The organism is Kitasatospora sp. NEAU-CNBT7, assembly GCF_057220535.1.
This window is the reverse complement of record NZ_JBXQQB010000001.1, coordinates 72665-99605: the sequence shown is the minus strand read 5'-3', so window position 1 is coordinate 99605 and position 26941 is coordinate 72665. Positions and strand designations below refer to the sequence as shown.

25 protein-coding genes and 1 tRNA gene are annotated in these 26941 nt (G+C 74.1%); 18 read left to right on the top strand and 8 right to left on the bottom strand.

All coding sequences use genetic code 11. The annotated features are described in order from the left end of the window. The first annotated feature begins 37 nt into the window (after window positions 1-37). From AC2TEW_RS00435 to AC2TEW_RS00425, 3 genes are all read left to right on the top strand, one after another. Window positions 38-607 carry a SigE family RNA polymerase sigma factor gene (locus tag AC2TEW_RS00435; RefSeq protein ID WP_484621619.1) on the top strand — a complete coding sequence of 190 codons (570 nt, stop codon included), beginning with the start codon at window positions 38-40 and terminating at the stop codon, window positions 605-607. After that, on the top strand, window positions 600-1709 hold the full coding sequence (locus tag AC2TEW_RS00430) for a hypothetical protein (protein ID WP_484621245.1): 1110 nt from the start codon (window positions 600-602) through the stop codon (window positions 1707-1709). The genes AC2TEW_RS00435 and AC2TEW_RS00430 overlap by 8 nt, the downstream gene beginning before the upstream one ends. A 335-nt stretch (window positions 1710-2044) precedes the next feature. Beyond that, window positions 2045-2833, top strand: a complete 789-nt coding sequence (locus tag AC2TEW_RS00425) for an SURF1 family protein (RefSeq protein ID WP_484621244.1) — start codon at window positions 2045-2047, stop codon at window positions 2831-2833. Between the two features lie 64 nt (window positions 2834-2897). Here the strand turns inward: AC2TEW_RS00425 and AC2TEW_RS00420 are convergent, their stop codons facing one another. Together AC2TEW_RS00420 and AC2TEW_RS00415 are read right to left on the bottom strand one after the other, a co-directional pair. Next, on the bottom strand, window positions 2898-3218 hold the full coding sequence (locus AC2TEW_RS00420; RefSeq protein ID WP_484621243.1) for a hypothetical protein: 321 nt from the start codon (window positions 3216-3218) through the stop codon (window positions 2898-2900). Beyond that, window positions 3215-5032, bottom strand: coding sequence for a S9 family peptidase (locus AC2TEW_RS00415; RefSeq protein ID WP_484621242.1), 1818 nt, complete (start codon window positions 5030-5032; stop codon window positions 3215-3217). The genes AC2TEW_RS00420 and AC2TEW_RS00415 overlap by 4 nt, the downstream gene beginning before the upstream one ends. A 142-nt stretch (window positions 5033-5174) precedes the next feature. Between AC2TEW_RS00415 and AC2TEW_RS00410 the strand changes: the two genes are divergently transcribed. The 4 genes from AC2TEW_RS00410 to AC2TEW_RS00395 all read left to right on the top strand — a co-directional run bounded on the left by AC2TEW_RS00410 (window position 5175) and on the right by AC2TEW_RS00395 (window position 10230). Beyond that, window positions 5175-5711 (top strand): DUF6197 family protein, encoded by a 537-nt coding sequence (locus AC2TEW_RS00410; RefSeq protein WP_484621241.1) that lies wholly within the window; start codon window positions 5175-5177, stop codon window positions 5709-5711. A 144-nt stretch (window positions 5712-5855) separates the two neighbouring features. Further along, window positions 5856-8084, top strand: a complete 2229-nt coding sequence (locus tag AC2TEW_RS00405; RefSeq protein ID WP_484621240.1) for an MMPL family transporter — start codon at window positions 5856-5858, stop codon at window positions 8082-8084. A 68-nt stretch (window positions 8085-8152) separates the two neighbouring features. Then, window positions 8153-8575: a GNAT family N-acetyltransferase gene (locus tag AC2TEW_RS00400; RefSeq protein ID WP_484621618.1), complete on the top strand. Its 423-nt coding sequence runs from the start codon at window positions 8153-8155 to the stop codon at window positions 8573-8575. Window positions 8576-8730: 155 nt separating this feature from the next. Next, window positions 8731-10230, top strand: a complete 1500-nt coding sequence (locus AC2TEW_RS00395) for an MFS transporter (protein WP_484621239.1) — start codon at window positions 8731-8733, stop codon at window positions 10228-10230. A gap of 9 nt (window positions 10231-10239) precedes the next feature. On the opposite strand, the gene AC2TEW_RS00390 is transcribed toward AC2TEW_RS00395, so the two are convergent. Continuing rightward, complete coding sequence (locus tag AC2TEW_RS00390; RefSeq protein WP_484621238.1) at window positions 10240-11877, bottom strand: FAD-dependent oxidoreductase; 1638 nt, start codon at window positions 11875-11877, stop codon at window positions 10240-10242. A gap of 337 nt (window positions 11878-12214) precedes the next feature. Between AC2TEW_RS00390 and AC2TEW_RS00385 the strand changes: the two genes are divergently transcribed. The 8 genes from AC2TEW_RS00385 (at window position 12215) to AC2TEW_RS00350 (ending at window position 18170) form a co-directional block, all read left to right on the top strand. Next, on the top strand, window positions 12215-13306 hold the full coding sequence (locus AC2TEW_RS00385; protein WP_484621237.1) for a SchA/CurD-like domain-containing protein: 1092 nt from the start codon (window positions 12215-12217) through the stop codon (window positions 13304-13306). 78 nt (window positions 13307-13384) lie between these two features. Then, window positions 13385-13825 (top strand): cupin domain-containing protein, encoded by a 441-nt coding sequence (locus AC2TEW_RS00380; RefSeq protein ID WP_033817611.1) that lies wholly within the window; start codon window positions 13385-13387, stop codon window positions 13823-13825. After that, window positions 13822-15087, top strand: coding sequence for a beta-ketoacyl-[acyl-carrier-protein] synthase family protein (locus tag AC2TEW_RS00375; RefSeq protein WP_033817610.1), 1266 nt, complete (start codon window positions 13822-13824; stop codon window positions 15085-15087). The genes AC2TEW_RS00380 and AC2TEW_RS00375 overlap by 4 nt, the downstream gene beginning before the upstream one ends. Further along, entirely contained in the window at window positions 15084-16316 is a 1233-nt protein-coding gene (locus AC2TEW_RS00370) for a beta-ketoacyl synthase N-terminal-like domain-containing protein (RefSeq protein ID WP_484621236.1), read from the top strand. The genes AC2TEW_RS00375 and AC2TEW_RS00370 overlap by 4 nt, the downstream gene beginning before the upstream one ends. A 53-nt stretch (window positions 16317-16369) precedes the next feature. Continuing rightward, window positions 16370-16624, top strand: a complete 255-nt coding sequence (locus AC2TEW_RS00365) for an acyl carrier protein (RefSeq protein WP_033817608.1) — start codon at window positions 16370-16372, stop codon at window positions 16622-16624. 1 nt (window position 16625) lies between these two features. Continuing rightward, entirely contained in the window at window positions 16626-17081 is a 456-nt protein-coding gene (locus AC2TEW_RS00360; RefSeq protein WP_033817607.1) for an SRPBCC family protein, read from the top strand. Next, window positions 17078-17428 (top strand): TcmI family type II polyketide cyclase, encoded by a 351-nt coding sequence (locus tag AC2TEW_RS00355; RefSeq protein ID WP_484621235.1) that lies wholly within the window; start codon window positions 17078-17080, stop codon window positions 17426-17428. The genes AC2TEW_RS00360 and AC2TEW_RS00355 overlap by 4 nt, the downstream gene beginning before the upstream one ends. Before the next feature lie 229 nt (window positions 17429-17657). Then, a complete protein-coding gene (locus AC2TEW_RS00350) occupies window positions 17658-18170 on the top strand; it encodes a hypothetical protein (RefSeq protein ID WP_484621234.1) in 513 nt (170 codons plus the stop codon). Between the two features lie 85 nt (window positions 18171-18255). On the opposite strand, the gene AC2TEW_RS00345 is transcribed toward AC2TEW_RS00350, so the two are convergent. Next, window positions 18256-19329, bottom strand: coding sequence for a methyltransferase (locus AC2TEW_RS00345; RefSeq protein WP_484621233.1), 1074 nt, complete (start codon window positions 19327-19329; stop codon window positions 18256-18258). A 112-nt stretch (window positions 19330-19441) separates the two neighbouring features. Next, complete coding sequence (locus AC2TEW_RS00340; protein ID WP_484621232.1) at window positions 19442-20515, bottom strand: right-handed parallel beta-helix repeat-containing protein; 1074 nt, start codon at window positions 20513-20515, stop codon at window positions 19442-19444. Between the two features lie 267 nt (window positions 20516-20782). Here AC2TEW_RS00340 and AC2TEW_RS00335 point away from each other — a divergent pair, with 267 nt between their 5' ends. Both AC2TEW_RS00335 and AC2TEW_RS00330 read left to right on the top strand, forming a co-directional pair. Further along, the gene (locus tag AC2TEW_RS00335; RefSeq protein WP_484621231.1) at window positions 20783-21289 is read left to right on the top strand and encodes a pyridoxamine 5'-phosphate oxidase family protein; all 507 of its coding nucleotides are present in this window, start codon (window positions 20783-20785) and stop codon (window positions 21287-21289) included. A 131-nt stretch (window positions 21290-21420) separates the two neighbouring features. After that, a complete protein-coding gene (locus AC2TEW_RS00330; RefSeq protein ID WP_484621230.1) occupies window positions 21421-22542 on the top strand; it encodes an ADP-ribosylglycohydrolase family protein in 1122 nt (373 codons plus the stop codon). Window positions 22543-22635: 93 nt separating this feature from the next. Here the strand turns inward: AC2TEW_RS00330 and AC2TEW_RS00325 are convergent. Beyond that, window positions 22636-22709: transfer RNA gene (locus AC2TEW_RS00325), tRNA-Pro, on the bottom strand. 110 nt (window positions 22710-22819) lie between these two features. Next, complete coding sequence (locus AC2TEW_RS00320; protein ID WP_484621229.1) at window positions 22820-23761, bottom strand: metallophosphoesterase; 942 nt, start codon at window positions 23759-23761, stop codon at window positions 22820-22822. Between the two features lie 187 nt (window positions 23762-23948). Here AC2TEW_RS00320 and AC2TEW_RS00315 point away from each other — a divergent pair, with 187 nt between their 5' ends. Continuing rightward, window positions 23949-24404: a GatB/YqeY domain-containing protein gene (locus AC2TEW_RS00315; RefSeq protein WP_484621228.1), complete on the top strand. Its 456-nt coding sequence runs from the start codon at window positions 23949-23951 to the stop codon at window positions 24402-24404. A gap of 135 nt (window positions 24405-24539) precedes the next feature. On the opposite strand, the gene AC2TEW_RS00310 is transcribed toward AC2TEW_RS00315, so the two are convergent. After that, window positions 24540-26810 (bottom strand): transglycosylase domain-containing protein, encoded by a 2271-nt coding sequence (locus AC2TEW_RS00310; protein ID WP_484621227.1) that lies wholly within the window; start codon window positions 26808-26810, stop codon window positions 24540-24542. Between the last annotated feature and the right edge of the window lie 131 nt (window positions 26811-26941).

Sequence of the window (26941 nt, the reverse complement as noted above, 5' to 3'; positions counted from 1 at the left end):
TGCGATGGGGGCAGTGGGAGTGGCGACGCTGCCGGTGATGACGCTGCCGGGGGCGGCCCGGCGGCCGGCCGATAGCGCCGTGACAGCTGCTGCGGCGGCAGCGGACGCGTCCGGGGCCAGCGTCGACCAGCTCACCGAGACCTACCAGGCCCACTACCGGTCCCTGCTGCGGCTGGCCGCCCTGCTGCTGGACGACCTGTCCTCCTGCGAGGACGTGGTGCAGGAGGCGTTCATCCGGGTGCACGCGGCCCGGCGGCGGGTCCGCGATCCGGAGAAGACCCTCGCCTATCTGCGGCAGACCGTGGTCAACCTGTCCCGGTCCACGCTGCGACGGCGGATCCTCGGTCTGCGGCTGCTGCCCAAGCCGATGCCTGACATGGCCAGTGCAGAAGAGGGCGCCTACGATGCGCTGGAGCGCGACCGGCTCCGGTCGGCGCTCCGGGGGTTGCAACGCCGTCAGCGGGAGGTACTGGTGCTGCGCTACTACGCGGATCTGACCGAGGCTCAGGCCGCGGAGGTGCTCGGTATCTCCGTCGGCTCGGTCAAGGCGTACGGCTCCCGCGGGCTGACCGCCCTCCGGGCCGTGATGGACACCAGCGATGACTGACGGCCACGGGCGGCTTCCCGGCGCCGATCCGACGAGCGGTCAGCCCGGTGAGGGCACCCCGCTGGAGCGCGAGTTGCGGCTGCTGCTGCACCGGGCGGTCGCCGAGGTCGAGCCCGATGCGGCGGCCCTGCGCCGGATCCGGATCGGTGTGCCGCGTAGACGGGTGCGCTACCGCAACACCTGGACCGGTGCGGCGGCCGCGGTCCTGATGGCCGCGGCCGCCGTCCCGGCGATCCACGGGGTCGGACCGCTGGGCCTCTCGGGAGGCGCCGGCGGCGACACGGTCCGCACCCCGGTGCACACCGGCGCCGCGCCGACCGGACCGGGTACGGCCCAGCACCCGGTCTCCTCGGTCCGTCCGAGCGACCCGAACGCCGGTGCGGGCGTGCCCTCGGACAGCGGCACCGCCGCGCCGAGCCAGGCCACCTCGGCCGGGCCGGGCGGCCAGCCCTCCCCGGCGCCCGCGCCCTGGTGCACCGCGGCGGACCTCGGTTCGCCGGAGAGCCGGGTGGAGGCGCCGGACGCGGCCGGCAAGGTGTACGGCTGGTTCGCGCTGCGGAACACCTCCACCGGCAGCTGCCGGGTCGCGGACGACGGCCGGCTCACGGTCAGCGCCGCCGTCGGCGGTGACCCGGCCGGTGTGAAGGTGGTGCCGCACCGCGCGGGCGACGCGGCGGCGGCCCTGCCGGCCCCGCCGGCCGCCCCGGCGGAGCTGCTGCTCGCACCGGGCGCCTGGTACCGGGTCAGGTTCGGCTGGGTGCCGGGCGAGAGCTGTACGTCACCGGGCGGCGGGCCCAGCGGACAGGCGGTGCCCGCGATGGTGCCGGCCCGTTTCGTCGAGGTCGCCTCCGCGGCGCCGGGCGGGGCGGACCCGGTCCCCGGCAGCAGCCCGAGCCCGACCGACCAGAGCACCCCGGCCCCGACCCCGAGCCCGTCGCCGACGGCCGCCGACCCCTCCCTCACCCTGGCGTACGCACCCCGGGCCGACGGCCAACCGGTCGCCACCGCGGTGCTCAAGGGCGCCTGTGGCGGGGCGGTCCACCAGGCCTTCCCGGAACCGGGCGGCACCGCGTCCCAGCCCTCACCGCCCCCCGGCGGCTGACCCGGGCCGCCGCCCGGCGCGGCCGCCGACAGGCTCCGGCCCGCCGTCGCCGCGTCCGGCCCGGCGTCCGCGCGGCCCGGTCCGACTGCCGACCGGGCCCGGCCGCAGCGCTCGCCGACCGCCCCGCGGCCGGGGCACCCGCCCCCGGCCTCGGCTCCCGATCGCCGTCCCCGGCCTCCGTCCCGGACCGCCGTCCGTGTCCGCGGCTCCCGGCCCGCCTGCAGCGCCGTCCGATCCCTGCCTGCCTTCCCGTACGGGTGGGCGGAGCCTTCCCGCCCCGCCCCGGGCCCGACCCGGCGGCCGGGAGGGCGTGAGGACTGGTTACCGTGGGGGGTGTGTACCGGTTTCTCCTGACCCCGCGCTGGCTCGGCGGCACCGCCCTCGGCCTGGTCGCCATCGTGGTCTGCGTGCTGCTCGGTTCCTGGCAGCTCGGGCGGTTCGAGGACCGGCTCGGCACCCACCGCGCCTCGGCCGCCGCCCCCGGTACGGCGGGCGGCCCGGCGACCCCGCTCGGTTCGGTGCTGGACGGGCCGCAGGCCAAGGTGGGCAGCGACACGGTCGGCCGCGAGGTCACCGCCACCGGCGACTACGACGCCGGGCGTCAGCTCCTGGTCCCGGGCCGGGCCGTCGACGGCCGCACCGGGTACTACGTGCTCACCCCGCTGCGGACCGCGGACGGCCGCGCCGTCGCCGTGGTCCGCGGCTGGGCGGCCGGCACGCCGGGGGCGGTCCCGCCGCCGCCGGCCGGGACGGTCAGCGTGACCGGCCGCCTGCAGGCGCCGGAGAACGCCGGCAGCGGCGGTGCGGTGGCGGGCGGCCTGCCCGCCGGGCAGCTCGGCACCATCAGCCCGGCCACCCTGGTCAATGTGCTGCCCTACGCGGTGTACGACGGCTGGGTGGCCGCCGACGACGCGCCGGCCGGGCTGACGGCCGTGCCGACGGTGCAGCCGCAGGGCGGCGACGGGCTGAGCCTGCGGGCGTTCCAGAACCTCGGCTACACCCTGGAGTGGTTCGTCTTCGCGGGCTTCGTGGTCTTCATGTGGTTCCGCCTGGTCCGCCGCGAGGCGGAGGCCGCCCAGGACCGGGCCCTCGGTCTGGACCCGGTCCCGGACCCGGTCCGGTAGCGGACGTCCGGCCACCGGAAGGATCCCCGGCCACCGGCTACCGGCCCCCGGCTACCGGCACCGGCTACCGGCTCGGCAAGGGCGTCGGTGCCGGCCCGCAGTCGTCATCGTCGTCGCCGGAGCGCGAGGTGGTGTGATGGTGCACCGTCCGGCTGCTCTTCGACGTGGACTTCGACTTCGACGACTTCGACGAGCTGCCGCCCGAGCTCTTGCTGCCGCCGCTGCTGCTCTTGCCGCCGCTGCTCTTGCCCAGTACCTGGGCCGGCGCCCCGAGCGCCTGCACGCAGTCGTAGTCGTCCGAGGACGCGCATCCGCTCGCGGTCAGCAGCAGGGTGAGCACCGCGGCCGAGGCGGCCGCCGCCGACCGGCGGGCGGGCCGGTTCACCCGGCGTCCCCGAGGTGGCGGCGGACGAAGTCGATCTCCAGCCGGAGCTGCCTGATCCGCTCCTCCACCACCAGCGAGCCGTGGCCGGCGTCGAACCGGTACACCTCGTGCACCTTGCCCAGCTCGGTGAGCCGCCGCACGTAGTTGTCGATCTGCCGGATCGGGCAGCGCGGGTCGTTGACCCCGGCGCTGATGTAGACCGGCGCCCGGACCTCGTCGACGTAGGTCAGCGGCGAGGAGGCCCGCCACCGCTCGGGGACCTCCTCGGGGGTCCCGCCGAAGAGCGTGCGGTCCAGGGACTTCAGCGCCTCCATCTCGTCGGCGTACGCGGTCAGGTAGTCCGCGACGGGGACGGCGGCCAGGCCGAGGGTCCAGTGCTCGGGCTGCACGCCGAGGCCCAGCAGCGTCAGGTAGCCGCCCCACGATCCGCCGGAGAGCACCAGCCGGGCGGGGTCGGCGAGACCGGAGGAGACCGCCCACTCGCGGACGGCGCCGATGTCCTCCAGCTCGATCAGGCCGACCCGCTCGCGCAGCGCGTCCGTCCAGGCCTGGCCGTAGCCGGTGGAGCCGCGGTAGTTGACCCGGACCACCGCGAAGCCGTGGTCCAGCCAGGCGGCCGGACCGGCGGCGAAGGAGTCGCTGTCGTGGTGGGTCGGGCCGCCGTGCACCTCGAAGACGGTCGGGAACGGTCCCGTCCCCGCCGGGCGCTGGACCAGTGCGTGCACCCGGCCGCCCGGGCCGTCGACCCAGACGTCCTCGGCCGGCACCGAGCCCGGCGGCACCGGGCCGGGGGCCCGCAGCACGACCGCGCCGGAGGTGGAGCGCACCACCGGCGGCTCGGCCGCCGAGGACCACAGGAACTCCACCGTGCCGTCCGGCCGGGCGGTGGCCCCGGCGACGGTCCCGCGCGGGGTGTCCAGCCGGGTGAGCGCGCCGCTCGCCAGCTCGTACGAGAACAGCTCGCTGCGGGCCTCGTACTCGTGCTCGATCAGCAGGCTCGCGGCGCCGGGGCGCCACTGCGCGGACAGGTCGCCGGGGAACTCCCGGCCCTGCTCGTCGCGCAGCTCCAGGGCCGTCTCGGTGCCGGTGGCCAGGTCGTGGACGGCCGGCTCCCAGCGGCCGCGGCGCTGGTGGGCGATCAGCATCCGGGTGTCGCCGTCGGCGGGGGCGAAACCGAGGCAGACCAGCCCGCGCGGGTCCGGGCGGCCGGTGACCTCGTCCAGCTCGGCGACGGTGGAGCCGTCCGCGGTGCGGATCACCCGCAGCGCGGCGTGCATGGCGTCGCCGTGCTCGGTGTGCTCGACGGCCAGCAGCGAGCCGTCGTAGGAGAGGTCGCCGATGCCGCCGTACTCCTCGTGCCGGTAGATGATCTCGGCCTTCGCGGCGCCCGGCCGCCGCAGGTGCAGGGCGGTGCCGTCCTCCTCCCGGGAGGTGCCGATCACCACCGTGCCGTCCCGGCCGAGGGCGAGACCGGTGGAGTACGCGGCGGGCACGCCCGGCACGCACTCCTCGTCCGGGCCGCCGGCGAACGGCTGGCGGCGCCAGACGCCGAGCTCGTCGCCGTCGGTGTCGTCGAACCACCAGATCCACTCGCCGTCCGGGCTCAGTTCGGCGTCGGTGGTGCCGTTCGGGCGGCCGGTCGCGCGGCGGTGGCTGTCGGTCGTCCGGTCCCAGGCGTACACCTCGAAGGTGCCGGTGGCGTTCGACACGTACAGCGCGCGTTCGGGGGCGTCCTCGGCCCAGTCCGGCAGTGACACCCGCGCCGCCCGGAACCGCTGCTCCCACGCCGGTGCGGCGCTCGTCTCCTCGCTCATGTCCCCATCCAACCCGATCGGCGGCGGGTAGCGGAACGCGCGGGGACGGCCCAACACGCGGCGGCGGCCCGCCTGACGCGCCGCCGGTTCCGACCCGGGTTATCAATGAATCCGGACAGACCCGGACAAATGGAGCGCGCACATGCCCGTCACCCTGCTGAGCCGAGACCGCCTGACGCTCACCCCGGAGGCGTCCGGCCTGGTCGCCGAGGTCGAGGCGTACCTGGCCACGCTGCCCGCCGCCGCCCGTCCGCAGCTCCCGTACGTCTGCCCGCTCGGCAGCGTCGCGCAGCCCTGGAACGCCGGGTACCCGCTGCCCCGCCGCACCCTGGCGGACCGGCTGGCCCGCCGTCCGGCCCGCCCGGTCGAGGTGACGGTCGCCGGGCACCTGCGGCTGACCTCCCGCTACCTGACCGCCCACGGCTGGCTGCAGGGCGCGATGTGGGACTGCCAGGGCCGGGTCTGCCTGCTCGGCGCCCAGTCCGCAGTCCTCGCGCACGGCTACGGCACCCCGTACACCGCCCGCCGGGGCCGGGCCCAGGTGATGGAGGTGCTGCACGCCACCGGACGGCCGGTCGGCTCGCCCGACGCGTACAACGACGCCGCCTCCACCACCCAGGCCGACGTCCACCGGCTGCTGGAGCACGCGGCCTCCCGGGCCGAACTGCTCGGCATCTGACGGTCCGTCCGCGGCGCCACCGGCCACCCGTCCGGCGGTGTGTGTCGGCACGGACGGCACCCCGGACGGTACGTATCGTCAGAAAACCGACCAAGATGACCGCCGCCTGTCCGGCCGAGCGTCAGAAGCCCTCCGGGAGAGCGCATGTCCGTGCCGAAGCAGCCGTCCACCCCGGCGGAGCCGGCCGCCACCGGTCCCGGCGCGCTCTGGCGCCTCGGCGCCTGGTGCGCCCGGCACTGGGTGATCGTGATCCTGATCTGGCTGGTGGCCCTCGGCGGCCTGCAGGCGGTCAACCGGCTCTGGGGCGGCGACTACTCCGACGACTTCGCCCTCCCCGGCTCGCAGTCCAGCAAGGGCCAGGCCGTCCTCCAGGACAACGATCCCAACATCGGCGGCTACAGCTCACCCGTGGTCATGAACGACACCCAGGGGCTCGGCGCCTTCTCCGGCCAGATCGGCCAGACCGTCACCGCACTCCAGCAGCTCCCGCACGTGACCTCCGTGCAGAGCCCGCTCGGCGTGCCCTCGCTGCCCACCGGCCCGCTCTCCGCCAACGGGCAGACCGGCTACATCACGGTCCGCTTCGACTCCAACCCCAGCACCTTCGAGGACTCCTACCTGGACGGCGTGGACTCGGCCGTCGCCCCGCTGCGGGCGGCCGGGGTGGACGTGGAGTACGGCGGGGCGCTGGGCGAACTGGCCCGGCCGGCCGCCGACGACCGGACCAGCGAGGCGATCGGCTTCGGGGTCGCGATCCTGGTCCTGCTGATCGGCTTCGGCAGCGTGATCGCCGCCGGACTGCCCCTGGTCACCGCCCTGATCGGGGCGATCGTCGGACTGGCCTGCCTCGGCCTGGTCGCCAGGCTCTCGACCTTCGCCACCGTGTCACCGACCCTGGCGACCATGATCGGCATTGGCGTGGGCATCGACTACGCGCTCTTCCTGATCACCCGTCACCGGCAGGACCTGATGGACGGGATGGACCCGGTCTCCTCGGCCGGCCGGGCCGTGTCCACCAGCGGCCGCGCGGTGCTGGTCTCCGGCTGCACGGTGATCGTCGCGCTGGCCGGCCTGTCCGCCTCCGGCGTCACCTTCATCTCCAAACTGGGCGTCGCCGCCGGCATCACGGTGGTCTCCGCGGTGCTCGGCGCGCTCACCCTGCTGCCCGCCCTGCTCGGGCTGATCGGACCGCGGATCGACCGCTTCCGGGTGCGCACCCCGGTCGCCGAGGCGACGCCGGCCCCCGAGGGCACCGACCCCGCGGCCGACCAGGCGCACGGCTTCTGGCACCGCTACGCCCGCCGGGTCGAGCACCGGCCCTGGCACTTCCTGATCGGCGGCGTGGTGGTGATCGGCATCCTGGCCATCCCGCTGTTCTCGATCCAGCTCGGGCACATCGACGACGGCGCCGACCCGACCACCTTCACCGACCGCCGCGCCTTCGACCTGATGTCCGACGCCTTCGGGCCCGGCTCCAACGGCCCGCTGACCGTGGTGATCGACCAGAGTGCCGTCCCGTCCGCGGACCGCTCCGCGCAGTCGGCCACCGTCCAGCAGGCGCTGACCGGCCTGCCCGGCACCTCCAGCGTCACCCAGTTGCAGCCGACCTCCAACGGCCAGGTGCTGTTCGGCACGGTCTACTCCTCGACCCGCCCGCAGGCCGCGAACACCACCGACGTGGTCAACCAGCTCAAACGCCACGTCCTGCCACAGGCCCTGACCGGCACCCCGGCGAGCGGGTACGTCACCGGCAGCACCGCGGGCCAGGTCGACTTCCTCGACATCGTCTCCAGCCGACTGCCGGTGATCATCGCGGTGGTGGTCGGCCTCGCCTTCCTGATCATCGTGCTGGTGTTCCGCGGCCCGCTGGTCGCGCTCAAGGCCGCCATCCTCAACCTGCTGTCGATCTCCGCCTCGTACGGCGTGGTGGTGGCGGTCTTCCAGTGGGGCTGGGGCGGCCCGGAACTGGGCGTCAACGGCAAGGTCCCGATCGAGAGCTACGTGCCGATGATGATGTTCGCCATCGTCTTCGGCCTGAGCATGGACTACGAGATCTTCCTGCTCTCCCGGGTGCACGAGGCGTGGAAACGCACCAAGGACAGCAAGGAGAGCGTGGCCCACGCGCTGGAGATCACCGCACGGGTGATCAGCTGCGCGGCGCTGATCATGTTCTCGGTCTTCGTGGCCTTCGTCGTCAGCGACAACATCGTCGTCAAGATGCTCGGCCTCGGCCTCGCCGTCAGCGTGCTGATCGACGCCACCGTGGTCCGCCTGCTGCTCGTCCCCGCCGTGATGACCCTGCTCGGCCGCTGGGCCTGGTGGACCCCGCGCTGGCTCGACCGGATCCTGCCGCACCTCGACCCGGAGGGCTGACCGGGCGCCGGCGCCCGGTCAGGACGGCGGACGTGCAGACCCCGCGGCGCGAGCCCGGCCGCTAGGCGATCCACCGCTGCACCACGCCCGCCGAGGTCGAGGCCGCCGCCCACCTGTTCGACGGGCCGCCGCTGCCCGCCGCCACCGCGCGCTTCCTCGCCGACCCGCACCACCACCTGCTGACCGCCCGCCAGGACGGCCTGCCGGTCGGGATGGTCACCGGCGTGGAGACCACCCATCCCGACAAGGGCACCGAGATGTTCCTGTACGAGCTCGGGGTAGACGACGCCCACCGCGGCCGGGGCATCGGCAGGGCCCTGGTCGCCGCGCTCGCCGCCGTGGCCCGCGAACGCGGCTGCTACGGGATGTGGGTGGTCACCGGCGAGGACAACCCCGCCGCACTGGCCGCCTACCGCGCGGCCGGCGGCCGCCCCGAGACCGGGCAGACGGTCCTCACCTGGACCTTCGACGCAGCACCGGGCGGGGCGTAGCCGTCCCGGCCGCTCCGGCGTGGCGCGCGGCGGTCCGCCCGGGCCGGTCCACGATGATCGAGTGCACCCGGCGGCAGGTCCGGGCCGGCGGGCGGGGGCCGGTCCGGACGGACCGTCAGCGCGTCCACCGCAGGCGGCACCGCGAAAGGCCCACCGTGACCACATCCCCTCCCGAAGACGACCGCGCCCAGGCCCCCGACCGGCGCTGGCAGGCGCTCTCGGTGTGCCTGGTGGCCGGCTCCATGACGCTGCTCGACATCAGCATCGTCAACGTCGCCCTGCCCTCCGCGCGGACCGGACTGCGGCTGTCCGACAGCGGCCTGCAGTGGGTGCTGTCCGGGTACGCGCTCGCGTTCGGCCTGGTCCTGATCCCGGCCGGCCGGCTCGGCGACGCCCGCAGCCGGCGCGCGGTCTTCATGACGGGCCTGGCCCTGTTCACCGCCGCCAGCGCGTTCGCCGGCGCGGCCCAGAACGAGACCTGGCTGGTCGCCGCCCGGCTGCTGCAGGGCCTGGCCGGCGGCCTGCTGGTACCGCAGGTCTCCGGCTTCATCCAGCAGCTGTTCGGCGGCGCGGAACGCGGCCGGGCGTTCGGCATGCTCGGCACCACCATCGGCATCTCCACCGCGATCGGACCGCTCCTCGGCGGCCTGCTGATCGAGGCCTTCGGCCCCCGCGAGGGCTGGCGCTGGGTGTTCTACGTCAACCTGCCGATCGGCGCCCTCGCCCTGCCCGCGGCCTACCGGCTGCTGCCCAAGGCGCCGCCCCGCGCGCCGGGGGACGCCCACCACCGCCACTTCGACCCGGTCGGGGTCCTGCTGCTCGGCGGCGGCACGCTGCTGCTGCTCCTGCCGTTCGTCGAGCAGCAGTGGCAGGGCGACGCCAAGTGGCTGCTGCTGCTCGGCGCGGCCGCGCTGCTGGCCGCGTTCACCGGCTGGGAGGTGCACTACGGCCGCACCCGCGAACCGGTCGTCCGGATGGACCTGTTCCGGGCCCACTCGTACTCGCTCGGCGTGCTGCTCTCGCTGGTGTACTTCGCCGGCTTCACCGCGATCTTCTTCGTGTTCAGCCTCTACCTGCAGAACGGGCAGCACTACAGCGCACTGCTGGCGGGCCTGGCCATCACCCCGTTCGCGCTCGGCTCCGCGGTGGCCGCCACGGTCGGCGGCCGGGTGGTGCACCGCTACGGCCGGCCGCTGGTCACCGGCGGCCTGGTACTGGTGGTGACCGGACTCGCCGCCGCGGCCCTCGCCGTCCACCTCTGGTCCGGCCGGTACGTCGGCTGGGCGGCCGCGGCCCCGCTCCTGCTGGCCGGCGTCGGCAGCGGCCTGGTCGTCTCGCCCAACCAGACCCTCACCCTCAGCGAGGTCCCGGTGGTGCGCGCCGGCAGCGCCGGCGGCGTGCTGCAGACCGCACAGCGGATCGGCTCGGCGGTCGGCATCGCCGCCGTCGGCTCGGTGTTCTTCTCCTGGACCGAAGCCCACCGCGGCGACTGGGCCGGCGCCTTCCAGCAGGGCCTGCTGGTGGCGCTGGGCTTCGTCGCACTGGCCCTGCTGGTCGCCCTGGCGGACGCCTTCGGCCCGCACACCCGCCGGGCCCGCGCCGGGGCCGCGGCCCCCCGGGAGGAGGACCGCAGCCCGGCCGGCGAAGGACGCTGAGCGTCCCGGTCAGCCCTCCAGCCGCAGCACCGCCCGCAGCACGCCGTCCAGCACCTCCAGCTGGTCCGCCCCCGGCTCCCCGGCCGGGGAGCGCCAGGCCACGAACCCGTCGGGGCGCACCAGCACCGCGCCGCCCGGCGTCGTCCCGTACGCCTCGGCCCAGTCCCGGCCGGGCTCCGGCGCCAGCTCGTGGTCCGGGCCGCCCCCGACCCGGTACGCGGCCAGCGGGACGCCGTGCCGCTCGGCGAGCTGCTCGGCCGCCGCCTTCCAGCCCGCCCCGTCCGGCCCGGTGAGCAGCACCATCGAGTCCTCGAACAGGTCCAGCACGGACAGCCGTACGCCCGCCCGGCGCACCCACAGGTGCGGCGCCCGGGTGCCCGGCTCACCGGTGGAGGCGAAGCTCTCCGGCACCGCCGACAGCTGCGGATCGGTGCCCACCACCGCGCCCACCGGGTAGCGGTACCCGAGCGCCACGGCCAGCACGTTCTTCTGCCGGCCGGCCCCCGGCACCGCGTCGTACCCCGGGTGCCGGTGCTCGGCCGACCGGGCGGACGCCCGCGAACCGGTCTCCCGGGCCACCGGCTGCCGCTCCTCGCCGTACGTCTCCAGCAGCCGCGGGCCCGCCCAGCCGCCGAGCACGGCGGCCAGCTTCCACGCCAGGTTGTGCGCGTCCTGGATCCCGGTGTTGGAACCGAACGCGCCGGTCGGGGACATCTCGTGGGCGGAGTCCCCGGCCAGGAAGACCCGGCCCTCCCGGTACCGCCGGGCCACCCGTTCGGCCGCGTGCCAGGGGGCCTTCCCGGTGATCTCGAGCTCCAGGTCGGGGACGCCGACGGCGGTGCGGATGTGCGCGGCGCAGCGCTCGTCGGTGAAGTCCTCCAGCGGCTCGCCGTGCTCCGGGTGCCAGGGCGCGTGGAAGACCCACTGCTCCTGGTTGTCGACCGGCAGCAGCGCACCGTCGCCCTGCGGGTTCGTCAGGTAGCAGGCGATGAACCGGCGGTCACCCACCACGTCCGCCAGCCGCTTGGCCCGGAAGGTGATGGAGACGTTGTGGAACAGGTCGCCGGGCCCGTCCTGGCCGATGCCGAGCCGCTCCCGGACCGGGCTGCGCGGCCCGTCCGCGGCGATCAGGTAGTCCGCCCGGACGGTCCGCAGCTCACCGGTGGCGCGGTCCTTCAAGGTGGCGGTGACCCCGTCGCCGTCCTGCTCGAACTCCGTCAGCTCGGTGCCGAACCGCAGGTCACCGCCGAGCTCCCGGGCCCGGCGCAGCAGCACCGGCTCCAGGTCGTTCTGGCTGCACAGGCACCACCCGGTCGGGCTGAAACGGGCGAGCGCGCCGCCGGGGTCGATCTCCTTGAACAGCCACTCCTGGTCGGCCCCGGTGAGGGTGTCGGCCTGCAGGATGCCGTGGTTCTCGGCCAGCACCGAGGCGGCCTCGCGGATCGCCTGCTCGACCCCCGCCGCCCGGAACAGCTCCATCGTCCGGACGTTGTTGCCCCGGCCGCGCGGATGGTGCGAGGTGCCGGAATGCTTCTCGACCAGCAGGTGGCCGACACCGAGGCGGCTCAGGAACAGCGAGGCGGACAGCCCCACCAGCGAGCCGCCCACGATGAGGACCGGCACCCGGTCGCCGACCTTCGAATTCATCGATCACTCCAGTCTCTTCGGACCTTGCGGGGGACACCGGGGCTGCCGGCGGCTGGGTGCCGACGAGGGCGAGCCCAGGTACAGACTCCGGCGGCCCGGCCCTCCACGCCCGGTGAGCGGATGTCATGTCCCGGGTTTTCGCTCGGATGGCTTCCAGCCCTCGCGCCGCCCGTGACGGCACCCCACGATCGACCTCAGACCCGAAGGCCCTCGTCGCGGAGCTCCACCCGGCCCCGCCGCCCCTCGGGTCCAACACGGCGTCAGCTCGCCGACGCGGCACCGCACACCCGGCACCCGCCGCCGGTGCCCGCTCGCCCCCTCAAGGAGAAAGTGGAACATGACGACCCTGACCGAATCCGTGCCGCAGACCCGGTCCCTGGTGGCCTCGCGCCTTCGCGTGGTGCTGTTCTGCGACATCATGGACGGCACCCAGCAGCGCTTCCTGGACGCCTACGAGCAGCTGCGCCACCAGGTGGCCGCGGTGCCCGGGCACGTCAGCGACCAGCTCTGCCAGTCCATCGAGGACCCGTCGCAGTGGCTGATCACCAGCGAGTGGGAGAGCGCGAAGCCGTTCCTGGCCTGGGTGGACAGCGAGGCGCACCGCGAGATGGTGAAGCCGCTGCACGGCTGCGTCCGGGACACCCGCTCGCTGCGGTACAACATCATGCGCGAGACCGCGGGCAACGAGACCTTCGACGGTCCGGCGCCGGTCACCGACGGCACCGTCCGGCACGCCCTCACCTTCAAGGTGAAGCCCGGCAGCGAGCAGGCCGTCGCCGACATCCTGGCGGGCTACAGCTCGCCGCAGGCCCGGGTGGACGACCACACCCGCCTGCTGCGCACCTCGCTGTTCATGCGCGGCAACCGGGTGGTGCGGGCCGTCGAGGTGGCCGGCGACCTGGCGGCGGCGCTGCGCCACGTCGCGCAGCAGCCCGAGGTCCGGGCGGTCGAGGAGGCCATCAACCCGTACCTGGAGGAGGCCCGCGACCTGAACAACCCGGAGTCGGCGCGCTCCTTCTTCATGCGGGCCGCGCTGCCGGCCGTCCACCACGTCGCCCGCCCCGGGCGGATGCCCGGCGACGTCACCCGGTACGCGGTGATCTACCCGGTGCGCAGCGGCTGCGGCGCGGCGCTGGCCGACCTGCTGGCCGGGCAGGACCAGCAGGCGGTGGCCGACCCGGACGGGGTGATCGCGGCGGCCACGCTGTTCCAGCGCGAGGACGTGGTGGTCCGGGTGGTCGACCTGCCGGCGGACCGGGAGCACGCACCGGCCGCGGTGCTCGGCGTGGCCGGCGACCGCTCGGCGGGCCTGTTCGCCCGGCTGGTCGAGCTCGGCGGCCACGACCTCGGCGACAACGCCGGCATCGCCCGCTTCGTCACCGAGTGCCGGATGGACCTGGTCACCGACCGCAGCTCGAAGGACGCCTGAACCCCAGCGGCCGTCCTCGCTCCGGCCGGCGACCGCCGCCCAGGGGCCTTCCCAGCAAGTCATCTTGGAGGTAGCACCATGACCACGCAGTTCCCACGGATCGTGCACGTCGACGAGGCCGAGCCGAACCGGCGACGCGGCGGTGACCTGCGCGCGATGCTCACCCCGACCACGGTGGGCGCCACCAGCGGGTTCATGGGCCTGGCCATCGTCCAGCCGGGGGACCGGATCGGCGAGCACTACCACCCGTACTCCGAGGAGTTCGTGTACGTGGTCTGCGGCGACCTGGAGGTGGACCTCGACGGGGTCGCCCACCCGCTGCGCCCGGAGCAGGGCCTGATGATCCCGATCAACATGCGCCACCGCTTCCGCAACGTCGGCGACACCGAGGCCCGGATGGTCTTCCACCTCGGCCCGCTGGCCCCCCGCCCCGAGGTCGGCCACGTGGACACCGAGGAGACCCACAGCCACCAGTCACCGCGCGCCGTTCCGCCGGAACACGCCCGGGTGACCTCGTGACGAGGCGGGTTGCGGTCACCGGGATCGGCATCGTGGCCCCCGGTGGGCTGGGCGTGCGGGCCTTCTGGGACCTGCTCACCGCCGGCCGTACGGCGACCCGCGGGATCACCCTCTTCGACCCCACGGGATTCCGTTCCCGGATCGCCGCCGAGTGCGACTTCGACCCGGCGGCCTGCGGCCTCGACGCGGAGCAGACCGCCCGCGCCGACCGCTACGTCCAGTTCGCCCTGGTGGCGGCCGCCGAGGCGGTCCGCGACTCGGGCCTGGAACTCGCCGCCGAGGACCCGTGGCGGATCGCGGTGTCCCTGGGCACCGCGGTCGGCGGCACCACCCGGCTGGAGCACGACTACGCGCTGGTCAGCGCGGGCGGCTCGCGCTGGGACGTGGACCACCGCGAGGCCCAGCAGCACCTGCACCGGGCGTTCGCGCCGAGCACGCTCGCCTCGGCCGTCGCGGAGCAGACCGGCGCCCGCGGCCCGGTGCAGACCGTCTCCACCGGCTGCACCTCCGGACTCGACGCGGTCGGCTACGCCTTCCAGGCCATCCAGGACGGCCGGGCCGACGTCTGCGTCACCGGCGCCTCGGACTCGCCGATCTCGCCGATCACGGTGGCCTGCTTCGACGCCATCCACGCGACCTCCGAGCGCAACGACGACCCGGCGCACGCCTCCCGGCCGTTCGACGCCAACCGGGACGGCTTCGTGCTCGGCGAGGGCGGCGCCGTCCTGGTCCTGGAGGAGCTCGAACACGCCCGCCGCCGCGGCGCCCGGGTGTACTGCGAGGTCGGCGGCTTCGCGACGTTCGGCAACGCGTACCACATGACCGGCCTCACCCAGGAGGGCCGGGAGATGTCCGAGGCGATCGACAGCGCGCTGGCCCAGGCGAAGGTCAACAGCGACGACATCGACTACGTCAACGCGCACGGCTCCGGCACCAAGCAGAACGACCGGCACGAGACCGCGGCCGTCAAGCGCTCGCTCGGCGAGCACGCGTACCGGACCCCGATGAGCTCGATCAAGTCGATGGTCGGGCACTCGCTCGGCGCGATCGGCGCCATCGAGCTGGTGGCCTGCGCGCTGGCGCTGGCCGAGGGCGTCGTCCCGCCGACCGCCAACTACGAGACCCCGGACCCGGAGTGCGACCTCGACTACGTGCCGAGGACCGCCCGCTCGATCCCGCTGCGCAACGTCCTGTCGGTCGGCAGCGGCTTCGGCGGATTCCAGTCCGCGGTGGTCCTGCGCCGGGAAGGGGTGAAGGCATGACGACCGACCGCGACGGCCGCCGGGTGGTGATCACCGGGGTCGGGGTGATCGCGCCCAACGGCGTGGGCACCGACGACTTCTGGAAGGCCACCCGGGAGGGCGCCACCGCCCTCGGGCCGATCACCCGCGAGGGCTGCGAGAAGCTGCCGCTGCGGATCGCCGGCCAGGTGCACGGCTTCGACGCCGAGGGCGCCATCGAGGGCCGCTACCTGGTCCAGACCGACCGCTTCACGCACTACGCGATGGCGGCGGCCGACCTGGCCCTGGCCGACGCCCGGCTGGGCGGCGCTCCCGAGGACCCGTTCGCGGTCGGCGTGGTCACCGCGGCCGGCTCGGGCGGCGGCGAGTTCGGCCAGCGCGAACTGCAGAACCTCTGGGGCCAGGGCCCGCACTTCGTCGGCCCCTACCAGTCGATCGCCTGGTTCTACGCCGCCAGCACCGGCCAGATCTCGATCCGCGGCGGCTTCAAGGGCCCGTGCGCCGTCGTCGCCAGCGACGAGGCCGGCGGCCTGGACGCGCTCGCCCACGCCGTGCGCACCATCCGGCGCGGCACCGACCGGGTGGTGGTGGGCGCCGCCGAGGCGCCGCTCGCCCCCTACTCGATGGTCTGCCAGCTCGGGTACCGCGAACTCAGCCTCGCCGCCGACCCCGACCGGGCCTACCTGCCGTTCGGTGCCGACGCCCGCGGCTTCGTCCCCGCCGAGGGCGGCGCGATGTTCGTGGCCGAGGCCGAGGAGTCGGCCCGCGGCCGGGGCGCCCGGATCCGGGCCGTCCTGGCGGGCCACGCGGCCACCTTCACCGGCGCCTCCCGCTGGGCGGAGTCCCGCCAGGGCCTCGCCCACGCGATCCGCGGCGCACTCGAGGAGGCGCACTGCGCCCCCGACGAGGTCGACGTGGTCTTCGCGGACGCGCTCGGCGTCCCCGAGGCGGACCGCGCCGAGGCCCTGGCCATCGCCGACGTTCTCGGCGCGCACGCGGCCCGGGTCCCGGTGACGGCCCCCAAGGCCGGCACCGGCCGGGCGTACTGCGGCGCGCCGCTGATCGACGCCGCCGCCGCCGTGCTCGCCATGGAACAGGGCGTGGTCCCGCCCACCCCCAACGTCACCGACGTCGTCCACGACATCGACCTGGTGACCGGCTACGCCCGTACGGCCGAGCTCCGGACGGCGCTGGTGCTCAGCCGCGGACTGATGGGCTCCAACGCGGCCCTGGTGCTGCGCCGCCCCTGACCGGGCGCGCGGCCCGCGGCCGCCCGAACGACCCAGACAAGGAGAACACCCTGATGGACCACCACCTGACGCACGAAGAGCTCGCCGCACTGATCAAGAGCCGGGCCGGGATCACCGTCGACCCGGCCGCGATCGGCCACCCCGAGGCGACCTTCGACGAGTTCGGCGTCGACTCGCTCGGCCTGCTCGGCATCGTCGGCGAGCTGGAGAACCGCTACGGGACCCAGATCGCGCCCGGCGCCGAGATGTCCAAGACCCCGCAGCAGTTCCTCGACGCCGTCAACGCGTCCGTGAAGACAGGAGCCTGACATGCCCGGCCACACCGACAACGAGATCCTCATCGCCGCCCCGGTCGACCTGGTCTGGGACATCACCAACGACCTGGAGAACTGGCCGCAGCTGTTCAGCGAGTACGCCTCGGTCGAGGTGCTGGAGCGCGAGGGCCAGCGGACCACCTTCCGCCTCACCATGCACCCCGACGAGAACGGCACCGTGTGGAGCTGGGTCTCCGAGCGCGAGACCGACCGCCACGGCCTCGCCGTCCGGGCGCGCCGGGTCGAGCCCGGGCCGTTCGAGTTCATGGACATCCGCTGGGAGTACGCCGAGGCGCCCGACGGCACCCGGATGCGCTGGATCCAGGACTTCGCCATGAAGCCCACCGCGCCGGTCGACGACGACGCCATGACCAACCACATCAACCGCAACTCCCGGATCCAGATGGAGCTGATCCGCGAGAAGGTCGAGAAGCGGGTCGGTGCGGCATGAGCGAGCCCGACCGCACCCACCGCGCCCTCATCGTCGCCCGGATGAAGCCCGAGTCGGCCGCCGGGATCGCCGAGGTCTTCGCCGCCTCCGACCGCGGCGAGCTGCCGCACCTGATCGGGGTCACCAGCCGCAGCCTGTTCCAGTTCGGCGACCTCTACCTGCACCTGATCGAGGCCGACCGCCCGCCCGGCCCCTCGGTCGCCAAGCTGACCGGCCACCCCGAGTTCCGGGACGTCAGCCAGCAGCTCACCGCCTTCGTCCAGGCCTACGACCCCGCCACCTGGCGTGAGCCGAAGGACGCGATGGCCCGCGAGTTCTACCGCTGGGAGCGCGCCGGCACCTCCTGACCCCGGCCGCCGCGCAGACCCCCCGGTCCCCCGGGGGGTCCAGCCATGTCCGGGCCCGGCCGCCCGGCCGCCCGGCCGCCCTGGGTGCCCCGCCGGGGCGCCGTGACCCTGACGCAGCACCCGGGTGGCGGGTGACCGCCCGGTGACGGACGGTGGTTGAGGCCCCGGCGGGTCACCGTGGCTGACGGTCTGTCGGCCGACCGTCAGGGCCGCCGAAAGGAAGATCTTCATGCGTTCTGTCCGTACCGTCCTGGCCGGCGCCGCCCTTGCCGCCACCACCCTGCTGGCCGCCCCGGCCGCACTCGCCGAGGACTCCGACGAGTCCCGCCCGGTGCTGACCTGGGAGGAGAAGCAGGCCAAGGCCGCCACCCCCGAGGGGCAGCAGACCTGGGCCGAGAAGCAGGCCAGGGCCGCCGCCGGTGAGGAGCCCGCCGCGAGCCGGGCGGCGGAGGCCGCGGCGGCCGAGGAGGCGGACGCCGCCGGGGAGGCCGGCCAGAACGTCGTGGAGGACGCCGTGGGCGCGGCGGAGGGAGCGGTGGAGGAGGCGGTGGAGGAGATCGGCGAGGAGGCCGTGCCGCGGGTCGGGCACCGGGCCCCGACCGGCGGGGTGCACGCGGGCGGCGGCGGCACCGCGCAGCTCGGGACCGAGCCCGGCGCGGCCGCGTTCGTCCTGCTCGGCGGGGCGCTGACGGCCAGCGCCGTGGTGCTGCACCGGCGCCGGTCCGGCCTCGGCGCGCGCTGAACCCCTCGTAGGCTGAGCCCCTCGTGGACAGCACGGATCCGGCCCGTCAGCGCTGCTGACGGGCCGGATCCACGAGGGGCGGGGCTCAGGCGGGCACGGTGCTCTCGAAGGCGTGCAGGTACGGGTTGACCGGCCGTACGTCGCGGACCTGCAGACCGGCCTCCGTCATCAGCGCGAGCATGCTCTCCCGGGAGTGCTTGGCGCCGCCGACGTTGAGCAGCAGCATCAGGTCCATCGCGGTGGTGAAACGCATCGACGGGCTGTCGTCGACCAGGTTCTCGACCACCACCACCCGGGCGCCGGGAGCGGCGGCGGAGACCACGTTGCGCAGGGTGCGGCGGGTGCTCTCGTCGTCCCACTCCAGGATGTTCTTGATGATGTAGAGATCCGCCCGGACCGGGATCTCGGCCCGGCAGTCGCCCGGCACCAGCCGCGCCCGGTCCGCCAGCGAACCGCCCGGCTGCAGCCGGGCATCGGCGTTGGCGACCACCTGCGGCAGGTCGAGCAGGGTGCCGTGCAGACCGGGGTGCTTCTCCAGCAGGCTGGCGATCACGTGGCCCTGACCGCCGCCGATGTCGACGACGCTGGAGACCCCGTCGAGGTCGAGGAAGGCCGCGAGCTCGGCCGCCGACTGGCGGCTGGAGCTGGTCATCGCGTTGTTGAACACCCGGGCCGAGTCGCCCGCGTCGTCGTGCAGGTACTCGAAGAACTCCTTGCCGTAGAGCTCCGGGAAGATGTTCCGGCCGGTGCGCACCGCCTCGTCCAGGCGCGGCCAGGCCTGCCAGGTCCACGGTTCGGTGCACCACAGGGCGATGTAGTGCAGGCTGTTCGGCGCGTCCACCCGCAGCTGGCGGGACATGTCGGTGTGCGCGTAGCGGTCGTCGTCCGTCTCGGTGAACACCCCGTAGCAGGACAGCGCGCGCAGCAGCCGGCGCAGCGGCCGGGGCTCGGCCTTGACGGCCGCGGCGAGTTCGGTGACCGTCATGGGCTGCTCGCCGAGCGCGTCGGCGACGCCCAGCGAGGCGGCCGCGCGGACGGCCGCGGCGCAGGCCGCGCCGAACACCAGCTCCCGCAGGCGCATCGCGGCCTGCGGGGAGACGGGTTGGGCGGCGGCGGCCGGGGGCTGCGGGGTGGTCGGGGGCTGTGCGGTGGTGGTCATCGGGCCAGCTCTCTCATGGTGGGTGCCGGCCGGTCGGGGCCGGACGGCGGGGCTTCGGCGGTCGGCGGAACGGCGGACCGGCGACGGGGTCTGCGGCGGGGTCTGCAGCGGTTCAGCAGTGGCCGGCGGGCTCGGAGGTACGGCAGGTGTTGCGGGTGAAGGCGTTGTCCGTACCGGTGTCGCGGTCCGCGAGGTCGGCCGGGCCGTTGCGCAGCGCGGTGTTGCCCTCGACGGTGACCCGGGAGCTCGGGGTGCCGACCACGCTGCGGAACAGCACGATGCCGCCGGACATCGGCGAGGCGCCCTCGTTGTCCTCCACCCGGTTGCCGGTCACCCGGGTGTCCTCCACGCCGGTGAGCAGGATCCCGGTGCCCTGGATGAAGTCGAGGCGGGGGTTGGGCGGGCAGTACGCGTTGTTCTCGTGCACGTAGTTGTCCGCGACGCTCAGCGCGCCGGCCCGGGGCAGGCCCTCGTCGCCGACGACGAAGACGCCGCCGCAGTTCCCGGAGATGTCGTTGCGCTCGACGGTGAGCTCCCGGGCGCGGCGCACCACGACCCCGATCCGGTTGCCGGACAGCCGGTTCCCGCTGATCAGGGCGCCCTCGGTGTCGATCGCGCCGCCCTCCTCGTTGGCGGCGTTCGCCAGGAAGATGCCGGCCTGGCCGTTGTTCCTGGCCTGGTTGCCCGTCACCTCCGCCCGGGTGGACTTCTCCTGGCTGATGCCCTGCTGGCCGTTGCCCTCGGCGAGGACGGCGCGTACCCGCAGCCGGTCGGTCATCGAGGCGTTCAGCCCGTTCTTCGGGAACCCGCGCAGGGTCAGCGCCTCGATCCGGACACCCGACACCGGCGCGGCCGCCGAGCCGGTGACGCACAGCCCGTGGCCGGCCGCGGAGCACGCGGCAGCCGCTCCGGCGGCGGCCGCGCCGCTCTCGTCCGGGGTGAGGACCGTGGCCTCGCCCACCCCGCGGATGGTCAGGTTCGCGGTGCCGACGGCGACGCTGCCCCGGTAGGTACCGGCCATCAGCTGGATGCCGTCACCGGGCGCGGCGGCATCGACCGCCTGCTGGATCGACTCGCCCGGCCGCACCACGTGCCACGTGGCCGCGTGTGCGGGGGGAGCCGCCCCCAGGCCGGCGATCAGGGCTGCGGAGAGGCCCGCACAGTAGTGGATCGGTCGCGTGGGCATGGGGTGGAGACCTGCCTTCCCGGGGTCCGGATGAGTCCTTGGGCTGAGTCCTTGGGCGGCGGCGTGACGGGGCCCGGCAGGGTGCACGGCCGCCGAATCGAAGCTATGGGCGATCCCGGCACCCCGCCACTCAGGGTGTCCGGGCGGTTCCCCGGGGTGAACGGCCGTGCGCCCGGGAGGCCCGGCGGGGCGCGCCCGGGAGGCCTGGCGGGGCGCGCCCGGCTACGGTGCCCAGTGGCGGCAGGCCCGCCGTACGGAGGTGGTCCCATGGCCGACCCGGTCGCGTACCGGCCCCACATGCCCGGCTACGGAATCCTGCCCGCGGGCGAGGGCACCGGGCTGCTGCCCTGGTCCTGGGCGGAGCGGCAGCTCACCGGCTCGCACGACTACTGGCTCTCCACCGTCCGGCCCGACGGGCGGCCGCACACCATGCCGGTGTGGGGCGTCTGGCTGGAGCGGGCGCTGTGGTTCAGCAGCAGCCGGGCCTCCCGCAAGGCCCGCAACCTGGCCCACCGCGCCGACTGCGTCCTGGCCACCGAGAACCCGCACGAGCCGGTCGTCCTGGAAGGCCGGGCCGAGGCTGTCACCGAACCGGCCGCGATCGGCGCCTTCCTGGCCGCGCTCAACGCCAAGTACCGCACCGACTACGCCCTCGACTTCCTCGATCCGGAGGTCAACTCCGTCTTCCGGGTGCGGCCCACCGAGGTCTTCGGGCTCCTCCAGGAGGACTTCACCGGCTCCCCGACCCGCTGGGCGTTCCACCCGGACGGCTGACACCCGACGGTGCCCGGGCCCACCGGACGGCGCAGCGTTCCACGCCCGTGGCCGGGTCGCCGGGCGGCGCCGCCGGGGCGAGCGGCATAACCGGTCGCCGGCGGGCCGCAACTGGGGCACCATGACGGCCGATGACTTCCTCCGACCGCACGACTGCGCCGACTGTGCCGACTCCGCCAACTTCGCCGACTTCTCCCGCCGGACTCTCCGGCCGTCCCTCCATCTCCGCCGGACCCGCCGGCCCCACCGGCCCGTTCGCCGCCGCTCTCGACAGCCTCAACGGACTCGCCGTCGGCGATGCCTTCGGCGCCCAGCACTTCGTCCCCGACCACCTCCCCGTCCTGCGGGCCCACCGCCTTCCCCCGGCACCCTGGCCGTGGACCGACGACACCGAGATGGCCTGCTCCGTCCTGCGGGTATCGGCCCGGGGTGGGGCACTCGATCAGGGCGGGGCGCGGGGTGAGGGCGGGGCACCGGACGAGGGTTGGGCGCGGGACGACGGCGGGATGCGGGACGAAGGCGGGACGCCGGGCGAGGGCTGGGCGCTGGACCAGGAGGCGCTCGCACGGTCCTTCGCCCGGCACCACGACTTCGACCGCGGCTACGGACCCGCGATGAACCGGCTGCTGCGCCTGGTCCGGCAGGGCGCCTCCTGGCGCGAGCAGGCCGCCGGACTGTTCGACGGACAGGGCTCCTGGGGCAACGGCGCCGCGATGCGGGTGGCGCCGCTCGGCGCCCTGCTCGCCGACGACCCCGAACACGCGGCCCGGCAGGCCGCCCGCTCGGCCACGGTGACCCACACCCACCCCGAGGCGGTGGCGGGCGCGGTCGCCGTCGCGGTCGCCGCGGCGGTCGCGGTCCGCGGCCGGACGGCGCCGATCGGCGGCGGCGAACTGCTGCGCACCGTCACCCGGCTCACTCCCGCGGGCCGGGTCCGCGACGGGGTGTTGGAGGCCTGGGACCTGCTCGACCAGCCGTACGCCGAACTGGCCGCACACCGGCTCGGCAACGGCCGTCAGGTGAGCGCCGTGGACACCGTGCCGTTCGCCCTGTGGTGCGCGGCCGCCCACCCGGCGGACTACGAGGGCGCACTGCGGGCCTGCGCCTCGGTGGGCGGTGACGTCGACACCACCTGCGCCATCGTCGGCGGCATCGTCGCGGCCAGGGTCGGCACGGCCGGCATCCCGCGCGCCTGGCGGGAGTCGACCGAGCCCCTCCCGGCCTGGTTCCGGGACGACGAGGCCGGCCGGTAGGGCGGCGGGGACGGCGCGAGGTCCGTGCGCCGCCGTTGAAGGCACAACGGCAGAGGGCCCGTCAGATCTCTCTGACGGGCCCTCTGTACTGGGTCGGGGTGGCGGGATTTGAACCCACGGCCTCTTCGTCCCGAACGAAGCGCGCTACCAAGCTGCGCCACACCCCGGTCCTGCTGTTGTTGCTTCCGTCTCCGGCGCAACGAGTAGAACTCTACCGGACGCGCGCCGAGAGACGAAATCCGATTCCCTGGAGGGCGTCCTCGCAGGTCGGCGGGGGTCAGCGACGGGGTGTGAGGGTGAGCAGGGTGGCCTCGGGCGGGCAGGCGAAGCGGACCGGGGTGTAGCGGTTGGTGCCGCAGCCCGCCGAGACGTGCAGGTACGAGCGGTGGCCGCCGGCCTGGTGGGTGGACAGGCCCTTGACCCGGCCGGTGTCCAGGTCGCAGTTGGTGACCAGGGCGCCGTAGAAGGGGATGCAGAGCTGCCCGCCGTGGGTGTGGCCCGCCAGTATCAGCGGGTACCGGTCGGCGGCGAAGGCGTCCAGCACCCGCAGGTACGGGGCGTGCACCACGGCGAGCGAGAGGTCGGCGTCGGCGGACGGGCCGCCGGCCACCTTCTCGTAGCGGTCGTGCCGGATGTGCGGGTCGTCCAGGCCGGTGAACTCGACGTCCAGTCCGGCCAGGGTGAGCCGGCCGCGGGCGTTGGTGAGGTTCAGCCAGCCGGCCTCGTCGAAGCCGTCGCGCAGCTTCTGCCACGGGTTGTGGACGGCGCCCGTGATGCCGCGGCGTCCGGTGCCGTCCGGGTTGTTGAGCCCGTGGATGCCGCTGCGCAGGGCGCTCAGGTAGCGGGTCGGGCTCTTGCGGGCCGGGCCGTAGTAGTCGTTGGAGCCGAAGACGTAGACGCCGGGGAACTCCATCAGCGGGCCGAGCGCGTCCAGGGTGGCGGGCACGCCGAGCGGGTCGGAGAGGTTGTCGCCGGTGTTGACCACCAGGTCGGGCCGCAGGCCGGCCAGGCTCTGCAGCCAGCGCTGCTTCTTGCCCTGCCCGGAGACCATGTGGATGTCGGAGATCTGGAGCACCCGGATCGGCCGCGCGCCGCGCGGCAGGATCGGGACCTCGACCCGGCGCAGCCGGAACGAGCGGACCTCGTACCCGGCGGAGTAGGCGAGGCAGGCGGCGCCGGTGGCGGCGATTCCGAGCGGGACGGAGTACAGCGGTCGCATCGGTCCATGCTCTCAGACAGTGGATCAACCGCCGAACGCGCAGGTGGTCACCGCTCTGCCGAGCGGGCCGCGGAGCCCGGAGCGGGCCCGGAGCGGGGCCCGCGGGGACGGCCGCGGCCGCGGGCCGTCCGCCCGCCGAGGGGTTAATGGGGAGCGCCGGACCTGGGCGGATGCCACACTCGTCGGCATGACAACGCTTAAGCAGCAGCTGCAGGAGGACCTGACGGCTGCGATCAGGGCCCGGGACGAGCTGCGCTCCTCCACCATCCGGCTGACGCTGTCGGCGGTCACCGCGGAGGAGGTGTCCGGCAAGACGAAGCGCGAGCTCTCCGACAGCGAGGTGCTCAAGGTCGTGGTCCGGGAGGCGAAGAAGCGGCGGGAGGCCGCCGAGGCCTTCGAGCAGGCCGGCCGTACCGAGTCGGCCGCCCGTGAGCGGGCCGAGGGCGAGGTGCTGGCGCAGTACCTGCCGCAGCAGCTCTCGGACGAGGAGCTGACCGCGATCGTCGCCGCCGCGGTAGCCGAGAGCGGGGCCACCGGGCCGCAGGCCATGGGCGCGGTGATGAAGCTGGTCCGTCCGAAGGTCGGTGACCGCGCCGAGGGCGGCCGGGTGGCCGCCGCGATCAAGGCCGCACTGGCGGGCTGACCGGCAGCCGCCGTACCCGGCGCCGAGGCGCCGCACGCAACGAAGCAGGGCACGTGCCGCACACGCCCGAGGGCGGCTCCCGGACTCCGGGAGCCGCCCTCGGGCGTTGTGCGGGTCACACCGTGCGGACGGTGGTCAGTGGCGGCGGCCACCGGTGGCGCCGCCGTTGTTGCCGCCGTTCCCGTTCCCGCCGTTGCCGCCGCCGCCGTTGACGAGGCCGCCGTCGGTGCCGAAGATCGGCGGGAAGGTGAAGCCGCCGTTGGTGCCGGCCGTGGTGGCGGCGTCACCCGAGGGCGGCGAGGCGCCGTCGGTGGGCGGGTTGACCGGGGTCTGCGGCACCGGGATGTTGACGGTGTGGAAGGTGGACTTCGCGGTGCCGTCCAGCGCGTCGTTCATCGCCAGCTGCCAGATCGGGCCGGGGCCGTCGGCGCCGTAGACGGCGCTGAAGTACTTGCCGCCGATCTTGATGTTCTTCATCGAGACGTTGCCGGTGGTGCCGCCGAGCCAGACCGAGGTGGACAGCTCCGGGGTGAAGCCGGTGAACCAGGCCGCGTACCGGTTGTCGGTGGTACCGGTCTTGCCGGCGATCTGGCGGCCGCCCTCGAGGCCGAGCGAGGAGCCGGTGCCCTTCTCGGTCACGCCGAGCAGCAGGGTGGTGACGCCGTCCGCGGTGGACTCGGACATCACCTGGTTGCAGTTGGCCTTCGGCACGTCCAGCTTCTTGCCGTCCGCCGCGACCATCGAGGTGATCGCGACCGGGGTGCAGTACATGCCGCGCGCGGCGAAGGTGGCGTAGACGTTGGCCATGGTCAGCGGGGAGACCTCCTGGGTGCCGAGCACCATCGAGGGGACCTGCTCCATCGGCTTGCCGTTGGCCTTGTTGCGGATGCCGAGCTTGTCCGCCATCTGCTTCATCGGGCAGAGGCCGACCTGCTGCTCCATCTGCACGAAGTAGGTGTTGACCGACTTCGCCATGGCGTCCTTCATGGAGAACGGCCCGACCTCGCTGGCCGACTCGTTCTCGACCGTGGCGGGCTTGCGGGTGTCGTTCTTCCAGGTGCCCTCGCAGGTGCTCATGGACGGGTAGTCCATGTCGTGCGGGGACGGGAACTCCTGGGTGATCGGCACGCCCGACTCCAGGGCGGCCGCGGCCAGGATCGGCTTGAAGGTCGAGCCGGGGGAGAAGCCGTTGCCGCCGCCCATCGCGGCGTCGACGTTGTAGTTGAGGACGGTCTGGTTCTGCTTGCCGTCCAGGCCGTACGGCCGGGTCTGCGCCATCGCGAGGATCTCACCGGTGCCCGGCTTGACCATGGTGGCCGCGGCCGAGACCGTGTCGGTCACGTAGACCTTCTTGGTCACCGCGTTGAACGCGGCGGCCTGCTTGTCCGGGTCGATGGTGGTGTAGATCTTCAGGCCGCCCTGGCTCCACAGCTTCTGCCGGTCGGTGGCGGTCTTGCCGAACACCGGGTCCTGCTTGACCACCCGGCGGACGTAGTCGCAGAAGAAGCCCATGCCCGCCTGCGCGGTGATGCAGCCGTTCAGCGGCTCGTTGTACTTGATCCCGAGCGGCGCGTCGGTGGCGGCCTTGGCCTCCTCCGGGGTGATGTGCTTGAACTCCAGCAGCTTGCCGATCACGGTGTTGCGCCGGGTCTGCGCCGCCTGCGGGTGCAGCACCGGGTCGTACGCCGTGGGGTTCTGCACCAGGCCGGCCAGCATGGCGGCCTCGGGGATGGTCAGGTCCTTGGCGCTCTTGCTGAAGTAGCGGTTGGACGCCGCCTCGATGCCGTACGCCTGGTGACCGTAGAAGGTGATGTTCAGGTAGTTGGTGAGGATCTGATCCTTGGTCAGGTCCTCCTCCAGCTTGATGGCGTACTTCAGCTCCTGGATCTTGCGGCCCAGGCTCTTCTTGGTCGCCTCGAGGAACGCGGCCTGGTCGTCGCCGGCCTGCTCGACGAAGACGTTCTTCACGTACTGCTGGGTCAGCGTGGAGGCGCCCTGGGTCGCGGATCCGGCCTCGGCGTTCTTGGTGGCGGCGCGCAGCACGCCCTTGAGGTCGACCGCGCCGTGCTCGTAGAACCGGGCGTCCTCGATGTCCACCTGCGCCTTGCGCATGATCGGCGCCATCTGGTCCGCGGTGAGGATGGTGCGGTCCCGGTCGTACACCTTGGCGATCAGCCCGCCCTTGGCGTCGTAGATGGACGACGCCTGGGAGAGGGTGGGGGTCTTGAAGTCGGCGGGGATGCTGTCGAAGCTGTCGGCCGTGTCCTTGGCCGTGAGCCCGAGCGCGCCGACCGCCGGCAGGGCCATGCCGGCGACCAGTACGCCGGCCAGCACGCTGCCGCCCAGGAACTTGATCCCGAGGCTCGCCTTTCCGAGCGCTGATCCCGTGGTTCGCTGAGGTGCCATGGGAGAACCCTACGTGCCGGATTCCCCTCCATGGGGGCAGGTGTTCGCCTACGCTTGTCACAAAGCTGCGACAGCTTCGCTCTGTTCATCATCATCACTCGTGTGAGTGATGAGCTTTGCCCGATTTGGCA